The organism is Pseudomonas paraversuta (genome assembly GCF_904067025.1).
Taxonomy (GTDB): Bacteria; Pseudomonadota; Gammaproteobacteria; order Pseudomonadales; family Pseudomonadaceae; genus Aquipseudomonas; species Aquipseudomonas paraversuta.
In genome coordinates this window covers 274,772-300,662 of sequence record NZ_CAJFDA010000001.1, presented here as the reverse complement: position 1 = coordinate 300,662, position 25,891 = coordinate 274,772, and the positions used below count along the sequence as shown (strand labels likewise).

The 25,891-nt window shown below is 60.0% G+C and carries 29 protein-coding genes; 17 read left to right on the top strand and 12 right to left on the bottom strand.

Features of this window, described 5'->3' with window-relative positions; translation table 11 throughout:
• Positions 1–23 precede the first annotated feature (23 nt).
• The 6 genes from metX to JQ848_RS01405 are packed head-to-tail and all read left to right on the top strand — an operon-like array spanning position 24 to position 4,374.
• On the top strand, positions 24–1,163 hold the full coding sequence (gene metX, locus JQ848_RS01430) for a homoserine O-succinyltransferase MetX (protein ID WP_004419696.1): 1,140 nt from the start codon (positions 24–26) through the stop codon (positions 1,161–1,163).
• A gap of 7 nt (positions 1,164–1,170) precedes the next feature.
• Positions 1,171–1,791, top strand: coding sequence for a methionine biosynthesis protein MetW (gene metW, locus JQ848_RS01425; RefSeq protein ID WP_004419699.1), 621 nt, complete (start codon positions 1,171–1,173; stop codon positions 1,789–1,791).
• 23 nt (positions 1,792–1,814) lie between these two features.
• The gene (locus JQ848_RS01420) at positions 1,815–2,234 is read left to right on the top strand and encodes a DUF4426 domain-containing protein (protein WP_010656710.1); all 420 of its coding nucleotides are present in this window, start codon (positions 1,815–1,817) and stop codon (positions 2,232–2,234) included.
• Positions 2,234–2,830, top strand: coding sequence for an RdgB/HAM1 family non-canonical purine NTP pyrophosphatase (rdgB, locus tag JQ848_RS01415; protein ID WP_004419705.1), 597 nt, complete (start codon positions 2,234–2,236; stop codon positions 2,828–2,830). The genes JQ848_RS01420 and rdgB overlap by 1 nt, the downstream gene beginning before the upstream one ends.
• On the top strand, positions 2,827–4,041 hold the full coding sequence (hemW, locus tag JQ848_RS01410) for a radical SAM family heme chaperone HemW (protein ID WP_235972384.1): 1,215 nt from the start codon (positions 2,827–2,829) through the stop codon (positions 4,039–4,041). The genes rdgB and hemW overlap by 4 nt, the downstream gene beginning before the upstream one ends.
• Before the next feature lie 9 nt (positions 4,042–4,050).
• Positions 4,051–4,374 (top strand): DUF3392 domain-containing protein, encoded by a 324-nt coding sequence (locus JQ848_RS01405; protein ID WP_004419711.1) that lies wholly within the window; start codon positions 4,051–4,053, stop codon positions 4,372–4,374.
• Between the two features lie 115 nt (positions 4,375–4,489).
• On the opposite strand, the gene trmB is transcribed toward JQ848_RS01405, so the two are convergent.
• The 4 genes from trmB to JQ848_RS01385 all read right to left on the bottom strand — a co-directional run bounded on the left by trmB (position 4,490) and on the right by JQ848_RS01385 (position 6,717).
• A complete protein-coding gene (gene trmB, locus JQ848_RS01400) occupies positions 4,490–5,209 on the bottom strand; it encodes a tRNA (guanosine(46)-N7)-methyltransferase TrmB (RefSeq protein ID WP_004419716.1) in 720 nt (239 codons plus the stop codon).
• A 9-nt stretch (positions 5,210–5,218) separates the two neighbouring features.
• Positions 5,219–6,013, bottom strand: coding sequence for a thiazole synthase (locus tag JQ848_RS01395; protein WP_004419719.1), 795 nt, complete (start codon positions 6,011–6,013; stop codon positions 5,219–5,221).
• A 51-nt stretch (positions 6,014–6,064) separates the two neighbouring features.
• Complete coding sequence (gene thiS / locus JQ848_RS01390; protein WP_004419723.1) at positions 6,065–6,265, bottom strand: sulfur carrier protein ThiS; 201 nt, start codon at positions 6,263–6,265, stop codon at positions 6,065–6,067.
• A gap of 80 nt (positions 6,266–6,345) precedes the next feature.
• Entirely contained in the window at positions 6,346–6,717 is a 372-nt protein-coding gene (locus JQ848_RS01385; protein ID WP_010656711.1) for a DUF423 domain-containing protein, read from the bottom strand.
• Between the two features lie 44 nt (positions 6,718–6,761).
• Here JQ848_RS01385 and mtgA point away from each other — a divergent pair, with 44 nt between their 5' ends.
• Complete coding sequence (mtgA, locus tag JQ848_RS01380) at positions 6,762–7,517, top strand: monofunctional biosynthetic peptidoglycan transglycosylase (protein ID WP_127196533.1); 756 nt, start codon at positions 6,762–6,764, stop codon at positions 7,515–7,517.
• 71 nt (positions 7,518–7,588) lie between these two features.
• Here the strand turns inward: mtgA and rpoH are convergent, their stop codons facing one another.
• The 4 genes from rpoH to ftsY all read right to left on the bottom strand — a co-directional run bounded on the left by rpoH (position 7,589) and on the right by ftsY (position 11,722).
• A complete protein-coding gene (rpoH, locus tag JQ848_RS01375) occupies positions 7,589–8,443 on the bottom strand; it encodes an RNA polymerase sigma factor RpoH (protein ID WP_004419731.1) in 855 nt (284 codons plus the stop codon).
• 113 nt (positions 8,444–8,556) lie between these two features.
• Positions 8,557–9,579: a permease-like cell division protein FtsX gene (gene ftsX, locus JQ848_RS01370; RefSeq protein ID WP_004419734.1), complete on the bottom strand. Its 1,023-nt coding sequence runs from the start codon at positions 9,577–9,579 to the stop codon at positions 8,557–8,559.
• A complete protein-coding gene (ftsE, locus tag JQ848_RS01365) occupies positions 9,576–10,247 on the bottom strand; it encodes a cell division ATP-binding protein FtsE (RefSeq protein ID WP_004419735.1) in 672 nt (223 codons plus the stop codon). Before ftsE ends, ftsX begins: the two co-directional genes overlap by 4 nt.
• Positions 10,244–11,722: a signal recognition particle-docking protein FtsY gene (ftsY, locus tag JQ848_RS01360; RefSeq protein WP_202210204.1), complete on the bottom strand. Its 1,479-nt coding sequence runs from the start codon at positions 11,720–11,722 to the stop codon at positions 10,244–10,246. The genes ftsE and ftsY overlap by 4 nt, the downstream gene beginning before the upstream one ends.
• Before the next feature lie 355 nt (positions 11,723–12,077).
• Between ftsY and JQ848_RS01355 the strand changes: the two genes are divergently transcribed.
• From JQ848_RS01355 to JQ848_RS01335, 5 genes are all read left to right on the top strand, one after another.
• On the top strand, positions 12,078–13,433 hold the full coding sequence (locus JQ848_RS01355) for a M16 family metallopeptidase (protein WP_202210203.1): 1,356 nt from the start codon (positions 12,078–12,080) through the stop codon (positions 13,431–13,433).
• The gene (locus tag JQ848_RS01350) at positions 13,426–14,916 is read left to right on the top strand and encodes a M16 family metallopeptidase (protein WP_004419740.1); all 1,491 of its coding nucleotides are present in this window, start codon (positions 13,426–13,428) and stop codon (positions 14,914–14,916) included. The genes JQ848_RS01355 and JQ848_RS01350 overlap by 8 nt, the downstream gene beginning before the upstream one ends.
• Positions 14,916–15,524, top strand: a complete 609-nt coding sequence (gene rsmD / locus JQ848_RS01345; RefSeq protein ID WP_202210202.1) for a 16S rRNA (guanine(966)-N(2))-methyltransferase RsmD — start codon at positions 14,916–14,918, stop codon at positions 15,522–15,524. The genes JQ848_RS01350 and rsmD overlap by 1 nt, the downstream gene beginning before the upstream one ends.
• Positions 15,525–15,710: 186 nt before the next feature.
• Positions 15,711–16,700, top strand: a complete 990-nt coding sequence (locus JQ848_RS01340; protein ID WP_004419742.1) for a hydrolase — start codon at positions 15,711–15,713, stop codon at positions 16,698–16,700.
• The gene (locus JQ848_RS01335; RefSeq protein ID WP_029612696.1) at positions 16,700–17,539 is read left to right on the top strand and encodes an AraC family transcriptional regulator; all 840 of its coding nucleotides are present in this window, start codon (positions 16,700–16,702) and stop codon (positions 17,537–17,539) included. The genes JQ848_RS01340 and JQ848_RS01335 overlap by 1 nt, the downstream gene beginning before the upstream one ends.
• A 45-nt stretch (positions 17,540–17,584) precedes the next feature.
• Here JQ848_RS01335 and JQ848_RS01330 read toward each other — a convergent pair whose 3' ends face one another.
• Positions 17,585–18,439, bottom strand: coding sequence for a sulfurtransferase (locus JQ848_RS01330; protein ID WP_004419746.1), 855 nt, complete (start codon positions 18,437–18,439; stop codon positions 17,585–17,587).
• Positions 18,440–18,469: 30 nt separating this feature from the next.
• Complete coding sequence (locus tag JQ848_RS01325; RefSeq protein ID WP_202210201.1) at positions 18,470–19,138, bottom strand: TetR/AcrR family transcriptional regulator; 669 nt, start codon at positions 19,136–19,138, stop codon at positions 18,470–18,472.
• 166 nt (positions 19,139–19,304) lie between these two features.
• On the opposite strand from JQ848_RS01325, the gene JQ848_RS01320 reads away from it, so the two are divergent.
• The 5 genes from JQ848_RS01320 (at position 19,305) to JQ848_RS01300 (ending at position 23,954) form a co-directional block, all read left to right on the top strand.
• Positions 19,305–20,735, top strand: a complete 1,431-nt coding sequence (locus JQ848_RS01320; RefSeq protein WP_202210200.1) for a coniferyl aldehyde dehydrogenase — start codon at positions 19,305–19,307, stop codon at positions 20,733–20,735.
• Between the two features lie 13 nt (positions 20,736–20,748).
• Entirely contained in the window at positions 20,749–21,294 is a 546-nt protein-coding gene (locus JQ848_RS01315) for a twin-arginine translocation pathway signal protein (RefSeq protein WP_160626573.1), read from the top strand.
• A 115-nt stretch (positions 21,295–21,409) separates the two neighbouring features.
• The gene (locus JQ848_RS01310) at positions 21,410–23,005 is read left to right on the top strand and encodes a GMC family oxidoreductase (protein ID WP_161719838.1); all 1,596 of its coding nucleotides are present in this window, start codon (positions 21,410–21,412) and stop codon (positions 23,003–23,005) included.
• 115 nt (positions 23,006–23,120) lie between these two features.
• Entirely contained in the window at positions 23,121–23,603 is a 483-nt protein-coding gene (gene coaD, locus JQ848_RS01305; protein ID WP_004419754.1) for a pantetheine-phosphate adenylyltransferase, read from the top strand.
• A 99-nt stretch (positions 23,604–23,702) separates the two neighbouring features.
• The gene (locus JQ848_RS01300) at positions 23,703–23,954 is read left to right on the top strand and encodes a YfhL family 4Fe-4S dicluster ferredoxin (RefSeq protein ID WP_004419756.1); all 252 of its coding nucleotides are present in this window, start codon (positions 23,703–23,705) and stop codon (positions 23,952–23,954) included.
• Between the two features lie 108 nt (positions 23,955–24,062).
• Here the strand turns inward: JQ848_RS01300 and mutM are convergent, their stop codons facing one another.
• The gene (mutM, locus tag JQ848_RS01295; RefSeq protein WP_160626567.1) at positions 24,063–24,875 is read right to left on the bottom strand and encodes a bifunctional DNA-formamidopyrimidine glycosylase/DNA-(apurinic or apyrimidinic site) lyase; all 813 of its coding nucleotides are present in this window, start codon (positions 24,873–24,875) and stop codon (positions 24,063–24,065) included.
• 17 nt (positions 24,876–24,892) lie between these two features.
• Complete coding sequence (locus JQ848_RS01290) at positions 24,893–25,705, bottom strand: HDOD domain-containing protein (protein ID WP_177412988.1); 813 nt, start codon at positions 25,703–25,705, stop codon at positions 24,893–24,895.
• Between the last annotated feature and the right edge of the window lie 186 nt (positions 25,706–25,891).

Sequence of the window (25,891 nt, the reverse complement as noted above, 5' to 3'; positions counted from 1 at the left end):
CTCATTTAAAGAGAGCAGGGTCGATGCCAGCCGCCTTTCCCCCCGATTCCGTTGGTCTGGTTGTGCCACAAATGGCGCACTTCAGCGAACCCCTGGCTTTAGCCTGCGGCCGTTCATTGCCTGCCTATGACCTGATTTACGAAACCTACGGCCAGCTCAATGCCACGGCCAGCAATGCCGTGCTGATCTGTCACGCCCTCTCCGGGCACCATCACGCTGCCGGCTACCACAGCATCGATGAGCGCAAGCCCGGCTGGTGGGACAGTTGCATCGGGCCCGGCAAGCCTATCGATACCAACAAGTTCTTCGTCGTCAGCCTGAACAATCTCGGCGGCTGCAATGGCTCTACCGGCCCCAGCAGTATCAATCCAGAAACCGGTCGCCCGTTTGGTGCCGATTTCCCGGTACTCACCGTTGAAGACTGGGTCCACAGCCAGGCACGCCTGGCTGACCGGCTGGGCATCGACCAGTGGGCCGCCATCATCGGTGGCAGCCTGGGCGGCATGCAGGCGCTGCAGTGGAGCATCAGCTACCCGGACCGGCTGCGTCATTGCCTGGCCATCGCTTCGGCGCCAAAACTGTCGGCGCAAAACATCGCGTTCAACGAAGTCGCTCGCCAGGCCATCCTCACCGACCCCGAGTTCCACGGTGGTTCGTTCCAGGAAAAGGGCGTAATTCCCAAGCGCGGCCTGATGCTGGCGCGCATGGTCGGGCACATCACCTACCTGTCCGATGACTCGATGGGCGAGAAATTTGGCCGTGGCCTGAAGAACGAAAACCTCAACTACGACTTCCACAGCGTGGAGTTCCAGGTTGAAAGCTACCTGCGTTATCAGGGTGAAGAGTTCTCCGGGCGCTTTGACGCCAACACTTATTTGCTGATGACCAAGGCGCTGGACTACTTCGACCCGGCGGCCAACTTCGATGACGACCTGGCCAAAACCTTCGCCTCAGCCAAGGCGCGCTTTTGCGTGATGTCATTCACCACCGACTGGCGTTTCTCGCCCGCGCGCTCACGGGAACTGGTGGATGCCCTGATGGCGGCGAAGAAAGACGTGTGCTATCTGGAGATCGATGCTCCGCAAGGCCATGACGCCTTCCTGATCCCGATCCCGCGATACCTGCAAGCCTTCAGTAATTACATGAACCGCATAGAACTGTGAGAACGCCATGAGAGCCGACCTGGAAATCATCCAAGACTGGATCCCCGCCGGCAGCCGCGTGCTCGACCTTGGTTGTGGTGATGGCGAACTGCTGAGCTGGCTGCGCGACAACAAGCAAGTCACCGGCTATGGCCTGGAAAACGACCCGGACAATATCGCCGAGTGCGTCGCCAAGGGCATCAACGTCATCGAGCAGGATCTGGACAAGGGGCTGGGCAACTTCGCCAGCAACAGTTTCGATATCGTGGTCATGACCCAGGCGCTGCAGGCCGTGCACTACCCCGACCGGATTCTCGACGAAATGCTGCGCGTCGGGCGCCAGTGCATCATTACCTTTCCGAACTTCGGCCACTGGCGCTGCCGCTGGTACCTGGCCAGCAAGGGCCGGATGCCGGTATCCGAGTTTCTGCCCTACACCTGGTACAACACGCCGAACATCCACTTCTGCACCTTCGAAGACTTTGAGGAGCTGTGCCGAGGCCGCGAAGCCCGGGTGATCAACCGCCTTGCTGTCGATCAGCAGCACCGCCACGGGTGGGCCAGCAAGTTATGGCCTAACCTGTTGGGCGAGATTGGCATTTATCGTGTCAGCAGCCCCGGCCTTCAGGATCATCAGGTCGCGGTTTAAATCAGCGCTCAAGGAGAAAGACGATGGGTCGTATTGGATTACTAATGCTTTCAATGTGCTTCGCCATGCAGGCCATGGCGGCTGGCCAGGCCACGGTCGGCGGCACCAAGGTGTATTACAACGCCTATATGTCGGACTTCCTGTCGCCTGAAATTGCAGCCAAATACAAACTGGAACGCAGCAAACAACTGGGTGGCCTGAATATCAATCTGGACACCGCCGGTAAAAAAGTCGCCACCACCGTCAAGGGTACCGTGCGCGTCGAAGGCGAGAAAAAGGCCCGGCCCCTGACCTTCAAGCAAGTGATTGATGACAAGGGTGCGATCGACTACTTCGCTCAATTCCCGGTCAATCAGCCTGCCACCTTCATTTTCGATATCGAGCTCAAGGTCAACGGCGAAACCAAATCCATCGATTACTCCCAAGAGGTCGCTCCGCTCTAATGATCAACTTCACGCAACTGGTACTGGCCAGCCACAACGCCGGCAAACTCAAAGAACTTCAGGCCATGCTCGGCGAGTCGGTGCAGTTGCGCTCGATTGGAGAATTCAGCAGCGTTGAACCGGAAGAAACCGGCTTGTCGTTCGTTGAAAACGCGATTCTTAAAGCGCGCAATGCCGCGCGTATCTCGGGTTTGCCGGCACTGGCCGACGACTCCGGGCTGGCGGTGGATTTTCTCGGTGGCGCGCCGGGTATTTACTCGGCCCGCTACGCCGACGGCAAGGGTGATGCGGCCAACAACGCCAAGCTGCTCGAGGCCCTCAAAGACGTACCCGAAGCCGAACGCGGCGCGCAATTTGTCTGCGTGCTGGCGTTGGTCCGGCACGCCGAAGATCCGTTGCCGATTATCTGCGAAGGCTTGTGGCACGGGCGCATCCTGCCTGCCGCCAGCGGTGCGCACGGTTTCGGTTACGATCCGTTGTTCTGGGTTCCGGAGCGCAATTGCTCCAGTGCCGACCTCAGCCCGGGCGAAAAAAACCAGCTGAGCCATCGGGCCCGTGCCATGGTCTTGCTGCGTCAGCGTCTGGGCCTGAAATGACCCACGACACTCCTCCACAGCCGCTCTATCTGGGTGCGGCTGGCTTTACTCAGCAGGCGCCACGCGCGCCGTTGCCGCAATTGCCGCCCCTGTCGCTGTACATCCATATTCCGTGGTGCGTGCGCAAATGCCCGTATTGCGACTTCAACTCCCACACCGCCAGCCCGGTGCTGCCTGAAGACGAGTACGTCGACGCACTGCTGGCCGACCTCGATCAGGACCTGCACGCGGTGTATGGCCGCGAGCTGAGTTCGATCTTCTTCGGCGGCGGCACACCAAGCCTGTTCAGCGCCCGGTCCCTGGGGCGCCTGCTCAAGGGTGTCGAAGCGCGAATTGCGTTCGCCAGCGATATCGAAATCACCCTGGAAGCCAACCCCGGTACTTTCGAGCAGGAAAAGTTCGTGGCTTACCGCAAGCTGGGGATCAACCGGCTGTCGATAGGTATCCAGAGCTTCCAGCAAGAGAAGCTCGAAGCACTGGGCCGCATCCACAACGGTGACGAGGCCGTACGTGCGGCCGGTATGGCGCGCCTGGCCGGCTTTGATAACTTCAACCTGGACTTGATGCACGGTTTGCCCGATCAGTCGCTGGACGACGCCCTGAGCGACTTGCGCCAGGCTATAGCCCTGCAGCCGACACACCTGTCCTGGTATCAACTGACGCTGGAACCCAACACGGTGTTCTGGAACCAGCCGCCGGTCCTGCCTGAGGACGACACTCTGTGGGACATTCAGGAAGCCGGTCAGGCACTGCTGGCCGAACACGGCTATGCCCAGTACGAAGTTTCGGCTTACGCCCAGCCGGGTCGCCCGGCGCGGCATAACCTGAACTACTGGAGCTTTGGCGACTTTATCGGTATCGGTGCTGGCGCCCACGGCAAATTGAGCCATCCCGATGGCCGCATAATCCGCACCTGGAAAACCCGCCTGCCGAAGGATTACCTGAACCCGGGCAAAAACTTCCAGGCGGGCGAGAAAGTTCTGACTGCCGAAGAGCTACCGTTTGAGTTTCTGATGAACGCCTTGCGCCTGACCGATGGCGTCGATGCTGCGCTCTACCCCGAGCGTACCGGGCTGGCACTCGAAAGCTTGAAAAGCGGACGCGATGCTGCCGAACAAAGCGGCCTATTGCAGGTCGAACCGTCACGCCTGGCAGCAACTGCCCGGGGCCAGCTGTTTCTCAACGACTTGCTGCAGCACTTTCTGATCTAAGGAACTCGAATGGACTTGGTACTAGACCTGCTTGCTACCGTATCGCGCTGGAGCCGCAGCCACCTCTCGGAGATCTCGCTGGCCCTGATCGGCTGCTTGCTGGTGCTGTTCGGTGCCGACTTCAAAGGTTGGGTCGAACAACGTCTGGGAAGTGTTGCCGGTGCCTTGCGTGTGCCCCTGATGGCCTTGTTGTGCCTGGTGGGCAGCGGTGCGGCTCTGATTTACGCCACGCCCTGGGTCGAACGCGGCCTCGGCCAGTTCAACAACTACAGCCTGGCGCCGGTGTTGTTGGTGGTGCTGGTGTTGATCGGGGTTGTGGCTGACCGGCGCTGATGCGAAGACTGAAAACATTGTGGGAGCTGGCTTGGCAGCGATGCAGACGACGCGGTTTACAGTCAGACCGCGTTGATGCTATCGCTGGCAAGCCAGCTCCCACAAAGGTTGGCGCTTACAATTTTTCGAACTTCAGATCCCACACGCCATGCCCAAGACGTTCGCCGCGGCGTTCGAACTTGGTCACCGGACGCTCGGTCGGACGCGGTACACAACGGCCATCTTCGGCCAGATTGCGATAGCCCGGCGCGACGTTCATCACTTCCAGCATGTATTCGGCATAGGGTTCCCAATCGGTGGCCATGTGCAGCACACCGCCGACCTTGAGCTTGGAACGCACCAGCTCAGCAAAGGACGCCTGCACGATACGGCGCTTGTGGTGACGGCTCTTGTGCCACGGGTCCGGGAAGAACAGCAGCAGGCGATCCAGGCTGTTGTCGGCCACGCAACGGGTCAGTACTTCGATCGCATCGCAATCGTAAACCCGCAGGTTGGTCAGCCCTTGGGTCAGTACGCCATTGAGCAGCGCGCCGACACCCGGACGGTGAACCTCAACCCCGATAAAGTCCTGCTCAGGCGAAGCTGCCGCCATTTCCAGCAAGGAGTGGCCCATGCCGAAACCGATTTCGAGGGTCCGCGGCGCCGAGCGGCCGAATACCTGGTCGAAATCGACCGGCGCATCAGCCAGCGGCAGCACGTACAGCGGCGTGCCCTGGTCAAGGCCACGTTGCTGGCCTTCGGTCATACGCCCGGCGCGCATCACAAAACTCTTGATGCGACGGTGCTGGCGATCTTCGCCTTCTTCCGGGGTTGGGGTGTCGAGTGATTCAGTCATCAGTGGCTCTTACTTGATCAGACCATCCAGCGGCGAAGAGGCGCTGGCATAGAGTTTTTTCGGCATGCGTCCGGCCAGATACGCCAGACGGCCCGCCACAATGGCGTGTTTCATGGCTTCGGCCATGATGATCGGGTGTTGGGCATTGGCGATGGCCGAGTTCATCAGCACCGCCTCGCAGCCCATTTCCATGGCAATGGTGGCGTCGGAGGCAGTACCCACGCCCGCATCCACCAACACCGGGATTTTTGCTTCTTCAAGGATGATCCGCAGGTTGTAGGGATTACAGATCCCCAAACCGGTGCCAATCAGCCCGGCCAGCGGCATCACGGCGATGCAGCCCATGGCCTCGAGCTCGCGGGCGATGATCGGGTCATCGCTGGTGTACACCATCACGTCGAAACCTTCCTTGACCAGGATCTCTGCGGCCTTGAGGGTTTCGATCACATTGGGGAACAGGGTTTTCTGATCCGCCAGTACTTCCAGCTTGACCAGATTGTGGCCGTCGAGCAGCTCACGGGCCAGGCGGCAGGTGCGTACGGCTTCTACCGCGTCATAGCAACCGGCCGTGTTCGGCAGGATGGTATAGCGATCCGGTGGCAGGATATCGAGCAGGTTCGGCTCGCCAGGGTTTTGCCCGATGTTGGTACGACGCACGGCGACGGTGACGATTTCAGCACCCGATGCCTCGATGGCAAGGCGGGTTTCTTCCATGTCACGGTACTTGCCAGTACCCACCAACAGGCGCGACTGATAAGTACGGCCAGCCAGGATAAAAGGCTTGTCGCTGCGAACATTGCTCATCGGGAATCCTCTGTAATTGTGTGCACCGCGGGAATGGGTCAAGCGGGGGGACTAGCCACCACCGATGGCATGCACCACTTCGACCTGGTCACCTTCTTTGAGCACCGTCCCGGCGTGCTGACTGCGCGGGACGATGTCCAGGTTAAGCTCGACAGCCACTCGACGCCCGGTCAGTTCCTGGCGCGCCAACAGGCTGGCGACGGTCTCGCCGTCCGGCAGTTCAAAAGGTTCACCGTTCAACTGAATGCGCATGCGCGACGCTGCCTTCATTTTAAGGGGCCAGCATTCTATCCCGATCAGTCAGGTCGACCCAAGCCATTCATCTTGCGGACTTAGCTCAAGCGCCAGGCGGCAATGCCCAGGCATAACCATCCGGCCAGAAAAGCCAGACCACCGATGGGCGTAATGATCCCCAGTTTGCTGATACCCGTCAGGGTCAGCAGATACAAACTGCCGGAAAACAGTACGATGCCCAGGGCGAAAAAGACACCGGACCACGTCACCAGGCGACCCGGCAGCTGAGTGGCGAGCAGGGCTACACCGAGCAGGGCCAGGGTATGCACCAGCTGGTAGGTAACCCCTGTATGAAAAATGGCCAGGTATTGCTCGCTCAGGCGGCTTTTCAGGCCATGGGCCGCGAATGCGCCAAGGGCCACACCGGTGAAGCCGAAAAAGGCGGCCAGCATCAGAAACACGCGCAACATGGATAACTCCCGTCAGGACTATGGAATGGCGCAGGGTCTGTATAATGGCCCGCTCAACGGGTTCGGCCAAGCCATCTATGCTGCGTATTCTTGTTCATCGCTTTCTCAAAGCCCTGCTCTGGTTCGCAGCGGGCAGCGCATTGCTGGTGCTGATCTTTCGCTGGGTCCCGCCGCCCGGCACTGCGCTGATGGTCGAGCGCAAGGTCGAATCATGGTTCGACGGCGAGCCCATTGACCTGCAACGCAGCTGGCGACCGTGGGATGAAATCAGCGACGAACTTAAAGTCGCGGTCATTGCTGGCGAGGATCAGAAATTCGCCGAGCACTGGGGCTTTGACTTCAGCGCCATCCGCGCCGCTTTCGCTCATAACGAACGGGGCGGGACGTTACGCGGCGCCAGCACGCTGAGCCAGCAAGTCTCGAAAAACCTGTTTCTATGGTCGGGTCGAAGCTGGCTGCGCAAAGGGCTGGAGGCCTGGTTCACCGGATTGATCGAGGTACTCTGGCCCAAGCAGCGGATTCTCGAGGTGTACCTCAACAGCGCAGAGTGGGATGAGGGAGTATTTGGTGCAGAGGCCGCGGCCCAGCATCACTTTGGCGTGAGTGCCGCCAGATTGAGCCGTCAGCAAGCCAGCTACCTGGCCGCCGTACTGCCCAATCCGCGCAACTGGAGTGCCGGTCGACCTAGCCCGTACGTCAGCCGCCGCGCCAGCTGGATACAGCGACAAATGCGCCAGCTGGGCGGCGACAGCTACCTCGATACCCTGAACACTTCGCGCAAGGCGCCCTGGGCCGAGTAAGCCGGCTCCCGCAGGGACAAACAAAAACGCCCCGACTCGTTAGAGCCGGGGCGTTTTTTTGTCGAGCCCGTTCAGGCGGCAATCGACAGTTTGAGCTTGTTCATCGCGCTTTTTTCCAGCTGACGAATTCGCTCGGCAGACACGTTGTACTTCTGTGCCAGGTCATGCAGCGTAGCTTTCTCTTCAGCCAGCCAGCGCTGATACAGAATGTCGCGGCTGCGATCATCAAGCACTTCCAGCGCTTCATGCAGGTTGCTGGTGGAGTTATCAGTCCAGTCAGCATCCTCCAGTTGACGTGCCGGATCGTACCGGTGGTCTTCCAGGTAGTTGGCTGGCGACTGGAATGCACTGTCGTCGTCAGCTTCGGCTGCCGGGTCGAACGCCATATCATGGCCAGTCAGACGGCTTTCCATCTCGCGAACTTCGCGAGGCTCTACACCGAGGCTTTCAGCCACACGATGAACTTCATCATTGTTCAGCCAGGCCAGACGTTTTTTCTGGCTGCGCAGGTTGAAGAACAGTTTGCGCTGGGCCTTGGTGGTCGCAACTTTCACGATCCGCCAGTTACGCAGAATAAACTCGTGGATCTCTGCCTTGATCCAGTGCACGGCGAACGACACCAGACGCACGCCCATTTCAGGGTTAAAGCGTTTGACCGCCTTCATCAGGCCGACATTGCCTTCCTGGATCAGGTCAGCCTGAGCCAGGCCATAGCCCGAATAGCTACGGGCAATGTGTACAACAAAACGCAGGTGGGCGAGCACCATCTGCCGAGCCGCCCCAAGATCCTGCTCATAGTAGAGACTCTCGGCCAGTTCACGCTCCTGCTCCGGTGTCAGCAGTGGAATGCTGTTCACCGTGTTTACATAGGCCTCAAGGTTCGCACCAGGGACCAACGCATACGCAGGTTGCAAAGAAGTGGTCATACGAATAAACCTCCGTCTCACATAACTCGTGCAGTTCAGCACTGCGAAAGTTGACCGGAAACTCAGGAAAAAGTTCCCAAAAAAAGCTGAAAAGGTCAACAGGCAAAAAGAAACTACTTAGGCGAAAGCTCACGTAAGTGACGCGCTACTGCAATCCATGCACCGATATACCCTAACAGCACCGCGCCAAGCAAGAGAGACAGACCATCGGCTACTGGCACACCGGCCAGGGCAAAACTGCTGCCATACAACCCGGCCAACCCGACTACCGCGTCGTTGAGCCAGTTCAAGCCGAATGCCAGTACGCCCCAGGAAAGCACCCCGGCGCCAAAACCATAAAGCGCACCCATATAAAGAAAAGGCCTGCGCACATAACTGTCAGTGCCGCCGACCAGCTTGATGACTTCGATTTCGATACGACGATTCTCGATATGCAAACGAATCGTATTACCAATAACCAGCAGCAAAGCCGATACCAGCAAGACCGTCAAGCCAAACACAAAGCGGTCACCCAATTTCAGAATGGCCGCCAGACGCTCGACCCAGACTAGATCAAGTTGCGCCTGTTGCACTTTCGGCAACTCCGAAAGACGCTCGCGCAGAGCCTCGAGGGTGGCTTTATCGACCTCATTGGGGGTCACCAGCACCACGCCCGGCAACGGATTATCCGGAAGCTCTTTAAGCGCTTCCCCCAAGCCGGATTGCTGCTGGAACTCTTCAAGGGCCTTTTCGCGGCTGATGAATTCAGCGTCAGCCACGCCAGCCATACCTTTTATCTGATTACTCAATTGCTCGCCTTGCGAGCTGTCGGCATCCAGTTGCAGGTACAGCGAAATCTGCGCCGCACGCTGCCACGAACCGCCCAGACGCTCGACGTTGTTAAGCAAAAGCGAGAGCCCCATTGGCAAGCTCAGCGCGACTGCCATCACGAGGCAGGTGAAGAAGCTGCCAATCGGCTGCTTGCCAAGACGCTTCAGGCTGTCGAGCAAACTGGCGCGATGGGCCTCAACCCAGGCCCGGAACAACATCGAGAAACCCGGGCCATCGTCATCGTCATGCTTTTTCCTGGCCGGCTGCGGATCTGCGGCCTTGGGTGCTACACGTTCGGAAACCTTGGAGCCGCGTGTCGCACTCATTGCGCGGCCTCCCCGTCGCCAATCAATCGCCCGCGCTGCAGGGTGAGCATGCGGTGGCGCATGCGTGCAATCAGCGCCAGGTCATGGCTGGCGATCAGTACGCTGGTGCCCAAACGGTTGATGTCTTCAAATACGCCCATGATTTCCGCCGCCAGACGCGGGTCGAGGTTGCCGGTGGGTTCGTCGGCCAGCAGCAAGGCTGGACGATGAACGATGGCCCGGGCAATACCGACGCGTTGTTGCTGGCCAGTGGACAAGTCACCGGGATACAGATCGGTTTTGTCCGACAGCGCCACACGCTCAAGTGCCGAGTCGACACGCTTGGCGATTTCAGGCTTGGACAGCCCGAGAATCTGCAGCGGCAAGGCCACGTTATTGAACACCGTGCGATCAAACAGCAGTTGGTGGTTCTGGAACACCACACCGATCTGACGGCGCAGGAAAGGAATTTGCGCGTTGCTGATCTGCCCCAGATCCTGCCCCGCCAGCAGCAGTTTGCCGGTGGTCGGGCGCTCCATAGCCAGTAACAGCCGGAGCAGGGTGCTTTTACCTGCGCCGGAATGACCGGTTACAAAAAGGAACTCGCCGCGACGGACCCGAAAGCTCAGCTCGTGCAGGCCCACGTGTCCATTTGGATAGCGCTTACCGACCTGCTCGAAACGAATCATGGACGCTCCCGCTCCGCAAACAGAGCCTGGACAAAGGGTTCGGACTCAAAGTCCCGTAGATCATCGATGCCTTCGCCGACACCGATAAAACGAATAGGAATATTGAACTGCTTGGCCAGGGCGAAGATCACCCCGCCCTTGGCCGTGCCATCCAGCTTGGTCAGCGCCAGGCCGGTAAGGGCCACGGTCTGATTGAACTGCTTGGTCTGGCTGATCGCGTTCTGCCCGGTGCCGGCATCCAGTACCAGCAGCACTTCGTGCGGGGCGTCTTCGTCGAGCTTGCCGATCACCCGGCGAACTTTTTTCAGTTCTTCCATCAGGTTGTCTTTGGTGTGCAGGCGTCCGGCAGTATCGGCGATCAACACGTCGATGCCCCGCGCCTTGGCGGCTTGCACGGCGTCAAAAATCACCGAAGCCGAGTCGGCGCCAGTGTGCTGGGCGATCACCGGGATATTGTTGCGCTCCCCCCACACCTGCAACTGCTCGACCGCGGCGGCACGGAACGTATCGCCGGCGGCGAGCATGACTTTTTTGCCTTCAAGCTGGAGCTTTTTCGCCAGCTTGCCGATGGTGGTGGTCTTGCCCGCGCCATTGACGCCGACCACCAGAATGACGAATGGCTTGTTTTTCGCTTCGATTTTCAGCGGCTGCTCTACCGGTTTGAGCATGGCAGCCAGCTCGGCCTGCAACGACTTGTACAGTGCATCGGCGTCGGTCAGCTGCTTGCGCGCAACCTTTTGAGTCAGGTTTTTGATAATCACCGAGGTGGCTTCAACACCAACGTCTGCGGTGAGCAGGCGGGTTTCAATCTCGTCGAGCAGATCGTCATCGATGATTTTTTTGCCCAGGAACAGGCTGGCCATGCCTTCGCCGATGCTGGCGCTGGTTTTCGACAGCCCCTGCTTGAGGCGGGCAAAGAAGCCGACCTTGGCTTGCGCAGCTGGAGCTTCAGCTACCACCACCGGAGCCGCAACTGCTGGCGCAGGGGCCACAGGCGCAGCAACAGCTTGCGGCTCGACAACTACGACCGGCTCTGGCTCTGGCTCTGGCTCTGGCTCTGGTGCAACAGGCTCGACGAAGGTTTCAAGCACTTCAAGCACTTCGACCACAGGCTCCGGCGCGATGACCGGGGCGCTGACCGCGACCTCGATCTCCGGTTCCGGAATGGAAGGCACGATATACGGCGCCTGCAGGTCCTTGACCAGCGCAACGGGTTCCTCGGGTACTGGCAGCGGCGGCCATGGCTCGGCAGCGGCTGGCGATTCAACAGCAGGCGCCTGTGCAACCACAACCACTTCAGGCGTTGGCTCGACAACCACCGCAGTGGCCTCAATCAACGGCTCAGGGGTGATTTCGGGTGCGGGTGCAGGCTGCTCAACGACGGTTTCCTGCGGCTTTCTGCGCAGCCATCCGAACAGGCCTTTTTTCTCGCCAGCCGCAGCTGGGTTCTTCTTGTCGTCGTTGGAACCAAACATGGAGGACGGCTATCTCATCGTAGCGAAGCGCCACTGTGGCGCCCCGGCAAATAATATTCGGTGTGAAACAGACTGTTTTTTTGTCAGCTCGTTCGCACGCACCTTGATCAGAGGGTAAAGCACACCCCTGAAACTTCGTCTTAACTCGGAACTGGAACGGGAAAATCGGCAAAAAAGCTAAATTTACCGGGATACATTCACACTTCCAGGCTGGCTCCTATACTGCCCGATCAATCGTCGTCTGATCGTCAAAGGCCTGATAGGCGTGGCCGCCAGTAAAACGGATCAGTATCCTAGCACCTCCTCACCCGCTGACGCTAAGGCCAAGCGGGCAGCCCAACAGGTTTAAAAACGAATGAATGCTCTAGCCCGCCGCGCTGCTGGCCTGTTGCTCAGCACAGTTTTGCTCCCGCTTTCGGCCCTGGCGGCCGACCAGCAACCCACCCACGAGTTTCGCCTGGACAATGGCCTGAAGGTCATCGTGCGCGAAGACCATCGCGCGCCAGTGGTGGTGTCCCAGGTCTGGTACAAAGTGGGCTCCAGTTACGAGACCCCGGGCAAGACCGGCCTGTCCCATGCTCTTGAGCACATGATGTTCAAAGGCAGTAACAAGGTCGGCCCCGGCGAAGCCTCGTTGATCCTGCGCGACCTCGGCGCCCAGGAAAACGCTTTTACCAGCGATGACTACACCGCCTATTACCAGGTATTGGCCCGCGACCGCCTGGCGGTTGCCTTCGAGCTCGAATCTGACCGCATGGCCAGCCTTCGCTTGCCGCCTGAAGAGTTCAAGCGCGAGATCGAGGTCATTAAAGAAGAACGCCGCCTGCGTACCGACGATCAGCCGATGAGCAAGGCCTTCGAACTGTTCAGCGCCATGGCCTACCCGTCCAGTGGTTATCACACGCCGACCATCGGCTGGATGGTGGACCTGGAGCGCATGAGCGTTGGCGAACTGCGCGCCTGGTATGAGGAGTGGTACGCACCGAACAACGCCACCCTGGTGGTGGTGGGAGACGTAACACCGGATGAAGTCAAAGCCTTGGCCCAGCGCTATTTCGGCCAGGTGGCCAAACGCGAAGTGCCTGTCGCCAAAGTCCCGCTGGAACTGCCGACCCCCGGTGAGCGCCTGCTCAAGATCCACGTGCAGACCCAACTGCCAAGCCTGATTCTGGGCTTCAACGTGCCAAGCATTGCCACCGCCAAAGACCCGGTTACTGCCAACGCCCTGCGCCTCATTTCGGCACTGCTGGACGGTGGCTACAGTGCACGTATGCCAACCCAGCTGGAGCGCGGCGAAGAGCTGGTGTCCGGCGCTTCGTCCAATTACAACGCCTTCACCCGTGGCGACAGCCTGTTCATGCTTTCGGCAATGCCCAACAGCCAGAAAAAAGTCACCCTGGCCCAGGCCGAAGCCGGCTTGTGGCGCATGCTCGATGACCTGAAAAAAACCCCGCCATCGCCACAGGAACTGGAGCGAGTGCGCGCCCAGGTGATCGCAGGTCTGGTTTATGAGCGCGACTCGATCACCAGCCAGGCCACCTCGATTGGCCAGCTGGAGACCGTGGGCCTGTCGTGGAAGCTGATGGATACCGAGCTGCAAGACCTGCAAAAGGTCACCCCGGCCGATATCCAGCAAGCCGCCCGCACTTATTTCACTCGCGACCGCCTCAGCGTTGCGCATGTACTGCCCGAGGAGAAAACCCATGAGTGAGCGTAAAGGTTCCCGCTACGCCCTGCTCGGCCTGAGCGCTGCAATACTGGCCGGCGTACTCGGCTACTATTTCGTCAGCCCCTCGGTCTCCGTGGCCAGCCAGGCACTGGATCAGGCCAAGGCCGAGCACAAGCTCGAGTCTCTGGCCGAACTCGACGGCAAGGCCCCCAGCCATCGCGCATTGAATGTACAAACCTGGAAAACCGCCGAAGGCTCCAAAGTTCTGTTCGTTGAAGCCCGCGAGCTGCCGATGTTCGACCTGCGCCTGACCTTCGCCGCCGGCAGCAGCCAGGACGAAAACACCCCGGGCCTGGCACTGCTGACCAACGCCATGCTCAATGAAGGCGTGGCAGGCAAGGACGTCGGGGCCATCGCCCAGGGCTTTGAAAGCCTGGGTGCGGATTTCGGCAACGGGGCCTATCGCGACATGGCTGTAGTGTCATTGCGCAGCTTGAGTGACCCGGCCAAGCGCACACCGGCGCTCAACCTGTTTGCCGAAGTGGTTGGCCAGCCAACCTTTCCGGCCGACTCCCTGGCGCGGATCAAAAACCAGTTGCTCGCCAGCTTTGAATACCAGAAGCAGGACCCGGGCAAGCTGGCCAGCGATGAACTGTTCAAGCGTCTGTACGGTAATCACCCTTATGCCCACGCCAGCGATGGCAACGCTCAAAGCATCGCTGCGGTCACCATCGATCAGCTCAAGGCGTTCCACAACAAGGCTTACACCGCCGGCAACGCGGTGATCGCGATCGTTGGCGATCTGTCTCGCGCAGAAGCCGAAGCCATGGCCGCTCAAGTATCCGCCGCGCTGCCCAAAGGCCCTGCAGTCGCCAAAACCGTAGAGCCCGGCGAACCCAAGGCTGGCCAGACCCACATCGAATTTCCGTCCAAGCAGACCCACCTGCTGCTGTCCCAGCTTGGAATTGACCGCGACGATCCGGACTATGCCGCACTGGCCCTGGGTAACAGCATTCTCGGTGGCGGTGGCTTCGGTACGCGCCTGATGACTGAAGTACGCGAGAAACGCGGCCTGACCTACGGCGTGTATTCCGGCTTCAGCCCGATGCAGGCACGCGGGCCGTTCATGATCAACCTGCAGACCCGTGCCGAATTGAGCGAAGGTACGCTCAAACTGGTGCAAGACATTCTGGCTGACTACCTGAAAAACGGTCCGACGCAAAAAGAACTCGACGATGCCAAGCGTGAATTGGCGGGCAGCTTCCCGCTGTCAAATGCCAGCAACGCGGCAATCGTCGGCCAACTGGGCGCAATGGGCTTCTATGATATGCCTCTGGACTATCTGGAAACCTTCATGCAGCAGTCCCAAAGCCTGACTAAAGAGCAGGTCAAGGACGCCATGAACAAGCACCTGAGCGCCGACAAACTGGTCGTGGTGACCGCCGGACCAACTGTGCCGCAAAAACCACTGCCACCTCCTACCGATAAACCTTCAGAGCAACCTCTTGGGGTTCCGGAGCATTAATGGCAAAGCCTAAAAACACATCGCACTCGGGTGCTGGTCAGTTACGCATCATTGGCGGGGAATGGCGCAGCCGCAAGCTGGACTTCCCCCACGTAGAAGGTCTGCGCCCGACGCCGGACCGTGTACGTGAAACCCTGTTCAACTGGCTGACCCCGGACATCGTCGGCGCCAAGGTGCTGGACGTGTTCGCCGGCAGCGGCGCGCTGTTCCTGGAGGCACTGTCACGCGGCGCAGCCAAAGGCGTAGCTCTGGACAGCAACCGCGATGCGATTTCCAACATCCGCGAAAACATGGGCATCCTGCGCTGCACCACCGGCGAAGTTCAGCAGACCAACGCCCTGAACTACCTGGCGACGCCTGCGACCGAAGTGTTTGACGTGGTGTTCCTCGATCCGCCCTTCAACCTGGACCTGCTCAAGCCGGCATGCGACCTGCTGGAACAGAACGGTTGGCTGGCTGACAACGCCTGGATCTACACCGAAAGCGAGCGCCGCCCTTCGGAGCTGGGCCTGCCTGCCAACTGGCGCCTGCACCGTGAACAAAAGGCCGGCGGCGTGAATTACGCCCTGTGGGAGCGCGAAGCAGCGCCAACAACCGCCGCAGAGTAACAACGCCATGCCCGCGGGGTTTATTCAAACCCCGTGGTGCATCAGGCGCGTTCACCGCCTCTTACTTCGTCGACTACTACAGTCCCGGGCCGCTGTTGTGGCAAGCTAGCCAATCACTGCATCAGTTAGCGCAAGAGAATTCCAGTGCCATCCTTAGCTGCCCCTGTATCACTTCCTGAATCGTTCATGGCGGCCCATGGCCTGCGCAATCCCCATTTACAAACCCTGTGGGGCCCGCTGTGGCGCAAACGGCCGGTGGTTGAACACCGCCGCGAGCGCCTGTGGCTGGCAGATGGTGACTTTCTCGATCTGGACTGGCACGGCACCCCTTCAACCGATGCACCCATAGTGCTGGTATTGCATGGCCTGACCGGCTCATCGGCGTCGCACTATGTCGCCGGCCAGCAACGGGCCCTCGCCACGCAAGGCTGGACCAGTGTCGCCCTGAACTGGCGCGGCTGCTCCGGCGAACCCAATCTGCTGGCGCGCAGTTATCACTCCGGCGCCAGCGAAGACCTGGCGGCAGCCGTGGCACACTTGCGCGCCACCCATCCGCTGGCCCCGCTGTTCGCCGTCGGCTATTCACTGGGCGGCAACGTATTGCTCAAATACCTGGGTGAAAGCGGCAACGAAAGTGGCTTGCAGGGTGCGGTGGCGGTGTCGGTGCCGTTTCGCCTCGACCAGTGCGCCGACCGGATTGGCCAGGGTTTCTCCAAGGTCTACCAGGCGCATTTCATGCGTGAAATGCTGGTCTATGTCACGAACAAGCAGCGGCAGTTTCGCCACGATGCCCGGCATGAGCCGCTGGCCACGCTGGACAACCTGGGCTCCCTGAAATCGCTGCGCAAAATGCGCACCTTTTGGGAGTTCGATGACCGGGTCACCGCACCACTCAACGGTTACCTGAATGTCGATGACTACTACCGTCGCGCCTCCAGCCGGTACTTTTTGGCCGCCATCGACACTCCGACCCTGATTATCCACGCCGTGGACGACCCGTTCGTGTTCAAACACAGCATCCCCGAGGCCAGCGAACTGTCCGGGTGCACCACACTTGAGCTGCATGCCAGGGGGGGCCATGTCGGATTTATCGAAGGCTCCCTTAAAACCCCGGGCTACTACCTCGAACGGCGCATCCCGCAATGGCTGGCGAGCCTCAGGCCCGGGCCCGGGTAATGAGCAGCGAGCAGGGTGAGTCGATCCGGTTCTGGCAAACGCCACCGCTGACAGGTGTCGAGTTGCTCACCGCGCGCTATATCGAACACCGCTTCGTACCCCATGTGCATGATGGTTTTGTGATCGGCATGATCATGGACGGGGCCCAGCGCTATCGTTATCGCGGGGCTGAGCATCTGGCCTGTTCCGGCACCCTGGTACTGATCAACCCGGACGAAGTGCACAACGGGCACAAAGGCCATGATGCCGGCTGGCGCTACCGGGCGTTCTATCCCGACAACGCGCAACTGCACGGCCTGCTGGAAGAGCTCGGCTTGCCCGGCATGCACTTGCCGACCTTCAATGACACCCTGATTCACGACCCCGACCTGTTCAACGGCTTGTGCCGGCTGCACCAATTGCTCGAAGGCCCGGAGTCGGCACTGCATCAACAAACGGTCTGGCGACAAATGATGCTGGCGCTGCTCAATCGCCATGCCCGCCTGCCAATGCCGGCCAAGCCGGGCATTGAACATCGCGCCGTACGTCAGGCCAAGGAGCTGCTGCAGGCCCGTCTCGCCGAACCGCCCTCCTTGGAACAGCTGGCAGCGGCGGTCAATCTGTCGGCGTTTCATTTGGCCCGGGTGTTTCAACGCGCGACGGGCATGCCACCGCACACCTGGCTGATGCAGCAACGTATTGCCCACGCCAGAGCCTTGCTGAAAAAGGGTTGTTTGCCGCTGCAAGTGGCTACGCAATTGGGTTTTGCCGATCAAAGCCATCTGAGCCGGCAATTCAAGAAAGTCTACGGTGTGGGCCCCGGCGCCTATCGCGCAGCCAGTGCCCATAAACACCCGTAGTCGCAGCCTTCGCGCCTGGGCAGCGACCAGGTTACAGCGCGGGCATCAATCGCCGGTAGCAATGCCCCGCTCAGGATCGTTGATCCATTCGCTCCACGACCCCGCATAGAGCTTACCCAGCGGATAACCGGCCAACCCCAGTGCAAACAGGTTATGGCACGCCGTCACGCCGGAGCCGCAGTAGGCCACCAGCTCTTGCGCAGAACGACCGCCGAGCTGCTCGGCGAAACGCTTTTTGAGTTGATCGGCAGGTAAAAAACGCCCGCTGCTGTCGAGGTTCTCGCTGAACGCTGCACATTGCGCACCCGGAATATGCCCGGCAACAGGGTCGATAGGTTCAACTTCGCCGCGAAAACGTGGTCGGGCACGGGCGTCGATCAAGGTCAGGTCCGGATCGCCCAGGCGCTTGTGCAAGTGCTCGGCATCGACCAGCAAACGCTTGTCGAGCTTGCCTTCCAGGTTGCCACGGGGCTTGACCACAGCATCCAGACTCAGCGGGAAACCTGCGCCATGCCAGGCCTTGAGGCCGCCATCGAGGATAAACACGCCGTCGCGCTTGCCCAGCCAGGTCAGCAACCACCATGCCCGGGCGGCATAGACCCCCGGACCGTCGTCATACAGCACCACATCGCTGTCGTCATTGATGCCCCATGCGCGCAGTCGCTCAAGCAACACCTGTGGCTCGGGCAACGGGTGACGGCCCGTTACACCTTTGATCACGGGGCCGCTCAAATCACGTTCAAGGTCAGCAAATTGCGCACCGGCTATATGCCCTTCGGCATAGCTGCAACGACCATAGTCGGGGTCTTCAAGGGCGAAACGGCAATCCAGAATAACCAGACCGGGCAGTTCCTGGCGTTCGCTCAGGGCTTGGGGGCTGATCAGTTGCGCGACGGGCATAGGGAACTCCTGTGAGGGGGTGAAATGCATTTATTGAACGTGCAGCGCGTGCTCCAGCGGGACGTAGTAATCCTTGATCAGTTCATCGAAGTCTGCCCGGCCCTGAGCGGTGACAAAGCCCGATTCCAGGACCAGCAGTTGATACACCCCGCGCTTGATGGCCTGCTCACTGAGCTGATCGTTGTTCTCCCGGGTAGTACACAGAAAACTGACCCATGAGGTGAGAATGATCCACGCGTTAAGGGTCAGCGACTCGATTTGCAGAGGGGTCATGCACATAAGCCCGGCATCGACAAAACCGCGGTAAATCGCTTGCGCCTGACGCAGACAGTTCTGGGAAAAGACCCGGTAACGGGCGGCAAGCTCAGTGTCGCTGTGCAGCAAGTGCTCGATATCACGGTACAAAAAGCGATAGCGCCACATGGCATCCAGCAACTGCTGCAAGTACTGACGCTTGTCTTCAACACTGGCCATACGCCCTTCGGGCGGGCGCAGAAACCTCAACACCAACGCCTCATACTCGCTGAACAATACCGAGATGATCGTCTGCTTGTTAGGGAAGTGGTAATACAGATTGCCCGGTGAAATTTCCATGTGCGCGGCAATGTGGTTGGTGCTCACACTGCGCTCGCCCAGCTGATTGAACAGCTCCAGACTGCTATTGACGATGCGCTGGCTGGTTTTTATTCGTGGGGCCATGGGCTTCTTGGGCTTTAATGAAAAACGAAAGACATCTTACGACCTTACCCGTCATCGTTAAACCACACGGATAAGCGCCCCTCATTGACAGCTTAGAGCATAGGCTCTAAAAGCATGATTGCTCTCAAATAAAAATAACCCGCAAGCCTTCCGCCCGGAGCAAACCATGTCTGTCGACAGCGCCCCCCGCCAAGACGCCTCAGCCGTGCTGAGCGATCTCCATTCCCTGCTCGACACCCAACGTCTGGCTTATGCGGCTCACCCCTATCCGCCACTCGCCCAGCGCCAGCAATGGTTGAAAAGTTTGCGCAAGTTACTGAGTGATGAGCGCGAAGTGCTGATCGACGCCATCAGCCAGGACTTCAGCCACCGCAGCCCTGACGAAACCCTGTTTGCCGAGCTGATGCCCAGCCTGCACAGCATTGATTACACCCTTAGGCATTTGAAGCGCTGGATGCAGCCCTCGTCCCGCAGCGTAGGGGTGATGTTCCAGCCGGCCAGCGCCAAAGTGGTGTATCAGCCCCTGGGCGTAATCGGCATTATCGTGCCGTGGAACTACCCGCTGTACCTGGCCATGGGCCCTTTGATCGGGGCATTGGCGGCGGGTAACCGGGTAATGCTCAAACTCAGCGAGTTCACCCCGGCCACAGGGCACTGGCTCAAGAACTTGCTGGGGCGCATCTTCCCCGAAGACATGGTTGCCGTAGTACTGGGTGAAGCCGATGTGGCCGTGGCATTCTCCGGCCTGGCATTTGATCACTTGCTGTTCACCGGCTCGACCCACGTAGGCAAGCAGGTCATGCGGGCAGCTGCCGACAACCTGACCCCGGTAACCCTGGAGCTGGGCGGCAAGTCGCCAGCCATCGTATCGGCCGATGTACCGCTCAAGGATGCTGCCCAACGTATCGCCTGGGGCAAAACCCTCAACGCCGGGCAGACCTGCATCGCTCCGGATTACGTGCTGGTGCCGCGAGACCGGGTCGATGACTTTGTTGAGGCCTACCGCCAGGCCGTGCACAGTTTTTATCCGACCCTGATCGACAACCCGGACTACACCGCAATCATCAATGAACGCCAACTGGCGCGCCTTGATCGCCTGCAAACCGATGCCACTCTGAAGGGTGCACGCCTGATACCGCTGTACGAGCAAGGCCAGGGGCGGCGCATGCCCCACGCCCTGCTGCTGGATGTAAACGACGAGATGCAGGTGATGCAGGACGAAATATTCGGCCCGCTGCTGCCCGTCGTGGCCTACGGCGACCTGCAGCAAGCGCTGGACTACATCAATGCCAGACCGCGCCCGCTGGCGCTTTACTACTTCGGCTACAACAAGCCCGAGCAGCAACGGGTCATCCTGCACACCCACTCTGGCGGCGTGTGCATCAATGACACCCTGCTGCATGTGGCCATCGACGACCTGCCGTTTGGCGGTGCAGGGCATTCCGGCATGGGCCATTACCACGGTCATGAAGGCTTTGTGACCTTCAGCAAAGCCAAGGGGGTGCTGGTTAAACAGCGCCTCAACAGCTCGCTGATGATTTACCCGCCTTATGGCCGCCAACTGGTACGCCTGATCCAGAAGCTGTTTATCCGCTAGTCGAAGGTGGCCCATGCCTGAATTGAGGGTTGAAGAGGTTCTGCTATCGCGTCGGGGCGTACTCAAAGTCGGCCTGTGGGCCAGTGCATTTTTGACCTGCGCCGGGCTCGGCGCCAGTCTGAGTGGCTGCTCGCCCGGCAGTAGCGCCAGCGGCTTCGCGTTGTTGCGCAGCAGTGATCTGACTTTTTTGCGGGCACTGATCCCGGTGATGCTTGCGGGTAGCGTGGGCGCCCCGGCTGTTCCCGGTGCGGCCGATGCCACCTTGCATCAGCTGGACCACAACCTTGCTCACTTGTCCCCCGAACTGCTCAAGCTGACTCGGCAATTGTTCGATGTACTGGCCATGCCGGTAACACGGGGCCCGTTGACCGGGGTCTGGGGTGGCTGGGAGAGCGCCAGCCCCGAACAGATTCAGGATTTTTTGCAACGCTGGCAAAACAGCAGCCTGAACCTGCTGCGCATGGGCCACGGCTCGCTGGTGCAACTGGTGATGATGAGCTGGTACGAACGCCCCGAGTCCTGGGCCGGGTGCGGGTATCCGGGCCCGCCGAAGATCTGACTGACCCCGAACAACCCGTAGGAGCGAGCTTGCTCGCGAGCTGTTAAACGCGGCGACGAAGAGCTCGCGAGCAAGCTCGCTCCTACAAACCCCATTGCCACCATGGAAGTCCTTTATGCCCGTACCTGATCCGTTCCGCGAAGGCATGGCCCGAGGCTGGAAAACCCGGGATGGCTCGCAACTCGACAGCGACCTGACGCTCGAAGCCGATGTGGTGATTGTCGGTAGCGGTGCAGGCGGCGGCACCACAGCCGAGATTCTTAGTGCCGCCGGTTACAGGGTCTTGCTGATCGAGGAGGGCCCGCTCAGGACCAGCAGTGATTTCAGGCTGCTGGAAGACGAGGCCTACTCCAGTCTTTATCAGGAAGGCGTCGGGCGCATGAGCAAAGACGGCGCCATCAGCATCCTCCAGGGCCGGGCCGTGGGCGGTACGACCCTGGTCAACTGGACTTCAAGCTTTCGCACCCCCGCCCCCACCCTGGAGCACTGGGCCCGGGAACACGCGGTCGCCGGCCACAGTGAGGCGCAGATGGCACCATGGTTCGAGCAGATGGAACTGCGGCTTGGCGTCGCGCCCTGGCTGATCCCGCCCAACGCCAATAACGAGGTGATCCGCACCGGTTGCGAAAAGCTCGGCTACAGCTGGCATGTGATCCCGCGCAATGTGCGCGGCTGCTGGAACCTGGGCTACTGCGGCATGGGCTGCCCGACCAATGCCAAACAATCGATGCTGGTGACCACCATCCCCGCCACCCTCGAACAGGGCGGCGAATTGCTGTATCTGACCCGCGCCCGGCGGCTGCTGATCAGCGGTGACCAGGTTACCGGGCTGGAGTGCCAGGCCATGGACAGCCGCTGCGTGGCGCCCACCGGCCGCACAATCATGGTCAAGGCCCGGCACTATGTGCTGTCCGGCGGCGGCATCAACACCCCCGGCCTGCTGCTGCGTTCCGAGGCACCCGACCCCCACGGACGACTCGGTAAACGGACGTTTCTGCACCTGGTCAACTTTTCTGCGGCGCAGTTTCCTGCGGCCATCAATCCGTTTTACGGCGCCCCGCAATCGATTTACTCCGATCATTTTCAGTGGAAAGACGGCACCAGCGGGCCCATGGGCTACAAACTCGAGGTGCCGCCGCTGCATCCGGCCCTGGCAGCCACAATTTTTGCCAGCTTTGGCCAGACCAGCGCCGGGCACATGGCGCAACTGCCCAATACCCATATGATGCTGGCGTTGATGCGCGACGGTTTTCATCCCGACAGCCCCGGCGGCAGTGTCGAGTTGCGTGCTGATGGCAGTCCGGTGCTCGATTACAGCCTCACGCCCTACGTCTGGGACGGCCTCAAGCGTGCCCTCCACAGCATGGCCGAGATCCAGTTCGCGGCAGGCGCCAGCGCCGTCATGCCGCTGCACAGTGATGCGCAATACATGACCAGCCTTGGCCAGACACGTGACCGAATCGACAGTTTGAGCCTTGAGTTGTATCGCACCCGCCTTGCCAGTGCCCATGTCATGGGTGGCTGTGCAATGGGCGAAAACCCGCAACTGGCCGTCACCGACAGCCTTGGGCGCCATCATCAATTGGGTAATGTATCGGTCCACGATGGCTCTTTATTCCCCACCAGCATTGGGGCCAACCCGCAATTGTCGGTGTACGGGCTCACGGCGAAACTGGCAACAGAGCTGGCCGCGCGCCTGAAAAATCCGTGAAAAAGTAGTTAATTGGCCACGTCTATAGTGCTTTCTTCTGCGAATGGCGACTTGGCCGACCGGGAATGCTGCGATACCATCCGACTCCCCAACGGATTCCCGCCAGGACGACGCGATGAACCGAGTGTTGTACCCAGGTACATTTGACCCTATTACCAAGGGCCACGGCGATCTGGTCGAACGCGCCTCGCGCCTGTTCGATCACGTGATCATTGCTGTCGCTGCCAGCACCAAAAAAAACCCGCTATTCCCTCTGGAACAGCGTGTGGAGCTGGCACGTGAAGTCACCAAACACCTGCCCAATGTGGAGGTAGTCGGCTTCTCGACGCTGCTCGCGCACTTTGCCAAAGAACAGAACGCCAATGTCTTTCTGCGTGGCCTGCGTGCCGTGTCGGACTTCGAATACGAGTTCCAGCTGGCGAACATGAATCGCCAACTGGCCCCCGACGTCGAAAGTCTGTTCCTCACGCCGTCAGAGCGTTATTCGTTCATTTCGTCGACATTGGTCCGGGAAATCGCGGCATTAGGTGGCGATATAAACAAATTCGTGCACCCGGCCGTGGCCGATGCCCTCACCGAGCGCTTTCGCAAGAAGTGACCGCTGAAGCGGCGCCCGCGTGCACTGCGGGCGCCAATGCGGCACAATTGCCGCATTCGATTTCAGTTGCCCGGGCCGAGCGCCCCGGCAGGAGTACCCATGTCCCTGATAATCACCGACGATTGCATTAACTGCGACGTCTGCGAACCCGAGTGTCCGAACGCTGCCATTTCCCAGGGCGAAGAGATCTATGTGATCGACCCGAACCTGTGTACCCAGTGCGTGGGCCACTACGATGAGCCGCAATGCCAGCAGGTCTGCCCGGTTGACTGCATCCCGCTGGATGAAGCCCACCCGGAAACCGAAGAACAGCTGATGGCCAAATACAAGGCAATCACCGGCAAGGCCTGACCTTGTCGGCCATTGTTTTAATGCGCCGAACCTGAAAAGCCACAGTGCCTGAATCTCTGGTCAGCCAGCTCCCGCGATGACAGCCGGCCAGCGCCTGCTGTGTTCCTGTCAGCTCTGGCAGCGCGGGCAGAACACGCTGGCGCGCTGGCCCAGCTTGACCTCGCGCAACTCGGTGCCACAGACCTTGCAGGGCTGGTAGCCACGCCCGTAAACAAACAGCTCTTGCTGGAAGTAGCCGGGTTGTCCGTCGCCCCCGATAAAGTCGCGCAAGGTGGTGCCTCCACGCTCAATCGCCGCGGCCAGAATCCGCTTGATCTCGATCGCCAGCTTCAAATAGCGCGCCCGTGAGATGCTTTTGGCTTCGCGACGCGGATCAATGCCGGCAGCAAACAGCGCTTCAGTCGCGTAGATATTGCCCACGCCCACCACCACTGCGTTATCCATGATGAACGGCTTGACGGCCATCGAGCGCTTGCGCGACAGCTGAAACAGCCGGTCACCGTCAAACAGATCGGTCAGTGGCTCCGGCCCAAGGCGCAGCAGCAATTCATGGTTCAGCGGGTCGAGGCTCCAGAGCATCGCACCGAAACGTCGCGGGTCGGTGTAGCGCAATGCCAGGCCCGACTCCAGCTCGATGTCCACATGCTCGTGCCTGGCCGCCGGCAGCCCGGCCTCTACCAGGCGCAGGTTGCCCGACATGCCCAAATGGCTGATCAGCGTCCCGACTTCGGCGTTAATCAGCAGATACTTGGCGCGCCGCTCCACCAGCACGATCTTCTGCCCCGACAGACGCACATCCAGGTCTTCCGGGATCGGCCAGCGCAAACGGCGCTCGCGCACAATCACCCGGCTGACCCGCTGACCTTCAAGGTGCGGGGCAATGCCCCGGCGGGTGGTTTCGACTTCAGGTAATTCAGGCACGGGAGGCTCCTGCGAGACTAGTGGGCACCCAATTCGCGAATGCTTTCTTTAAGGTTGTCAAAGTCGTAGTCGGACAGACCAATGTAGTCCAGCACCAGGTGCCGGATGCTGTTCCATTCATGGTCTTCACGCTGGTTGCCCAGCACTGTGTGCGAGGCACAGATATGTTCGGCCATCTTGAGGATCGCCAGCAGGTTTTTAAGCTGGCTGTTGCGCGAAGAGTCGTCGCTGAAAATCGCCAGGGCATTGTGGTGATTGGCAATCGCCTCTGTGAGATGCGCAGGCAGACGCCAGGATTTTGCCGTGTAGTAGCCGACCACCGCATGGTTGGTATTGAAATGCCGGTTTTCAGTGTCAACCACACGGCTGCCGGTCCCGGCATTGGCGTAGCCCTGTTCCAGTACCCGCATGTAATCCGGGAAGCGCTTGAGCATCAACGGGATGCCGCAATCGTGAAACAGCCCCAGGGCATAGGCTTCATCCAGCGCCTGGGTGCCCGTGCGCTTGGCCAGGGTCAGGCTGGTCATTGCCACGTCCTGGGCCGTGTCCCAAAACCGGTTAAGGGTCACGATGGTGTCGTCTGTCATCTCGCCCTTGATCGACTGTGCGTTGATCAGGTTGATCACGGTCCGGCTGCCGAGCACCGTGACTGCACGGCGGATCGAGGCAATCTTGTTGCTCAGGCCGTAATACGGCGAGTTGACGATTTTCAGCAGTGCCCCGGACAGCCCCGGGTCCTGGGCGATCAGGCCGGCTATCACTTCCAGATCCGGGTCCGGCATGTATTGCTCCATCTGCAAATCCACCATGATTTGCGGTTGAGGCGGCACGCTGATGCCTTGCAGGGCAAGGCTGATCTGTTCGGATGAAAGCTCTGGGGGCATAACGACGCACTCTGAATTGGACGGCGAGTCTAGCGGAAATTTCTGGCCATTTGCGCACGTAATCCGACGCAATACCGCGAATCAGCTGAGCTTGCAGGGTGCGTCTAAGGCTATAATCGCGCCCTTTTCAAT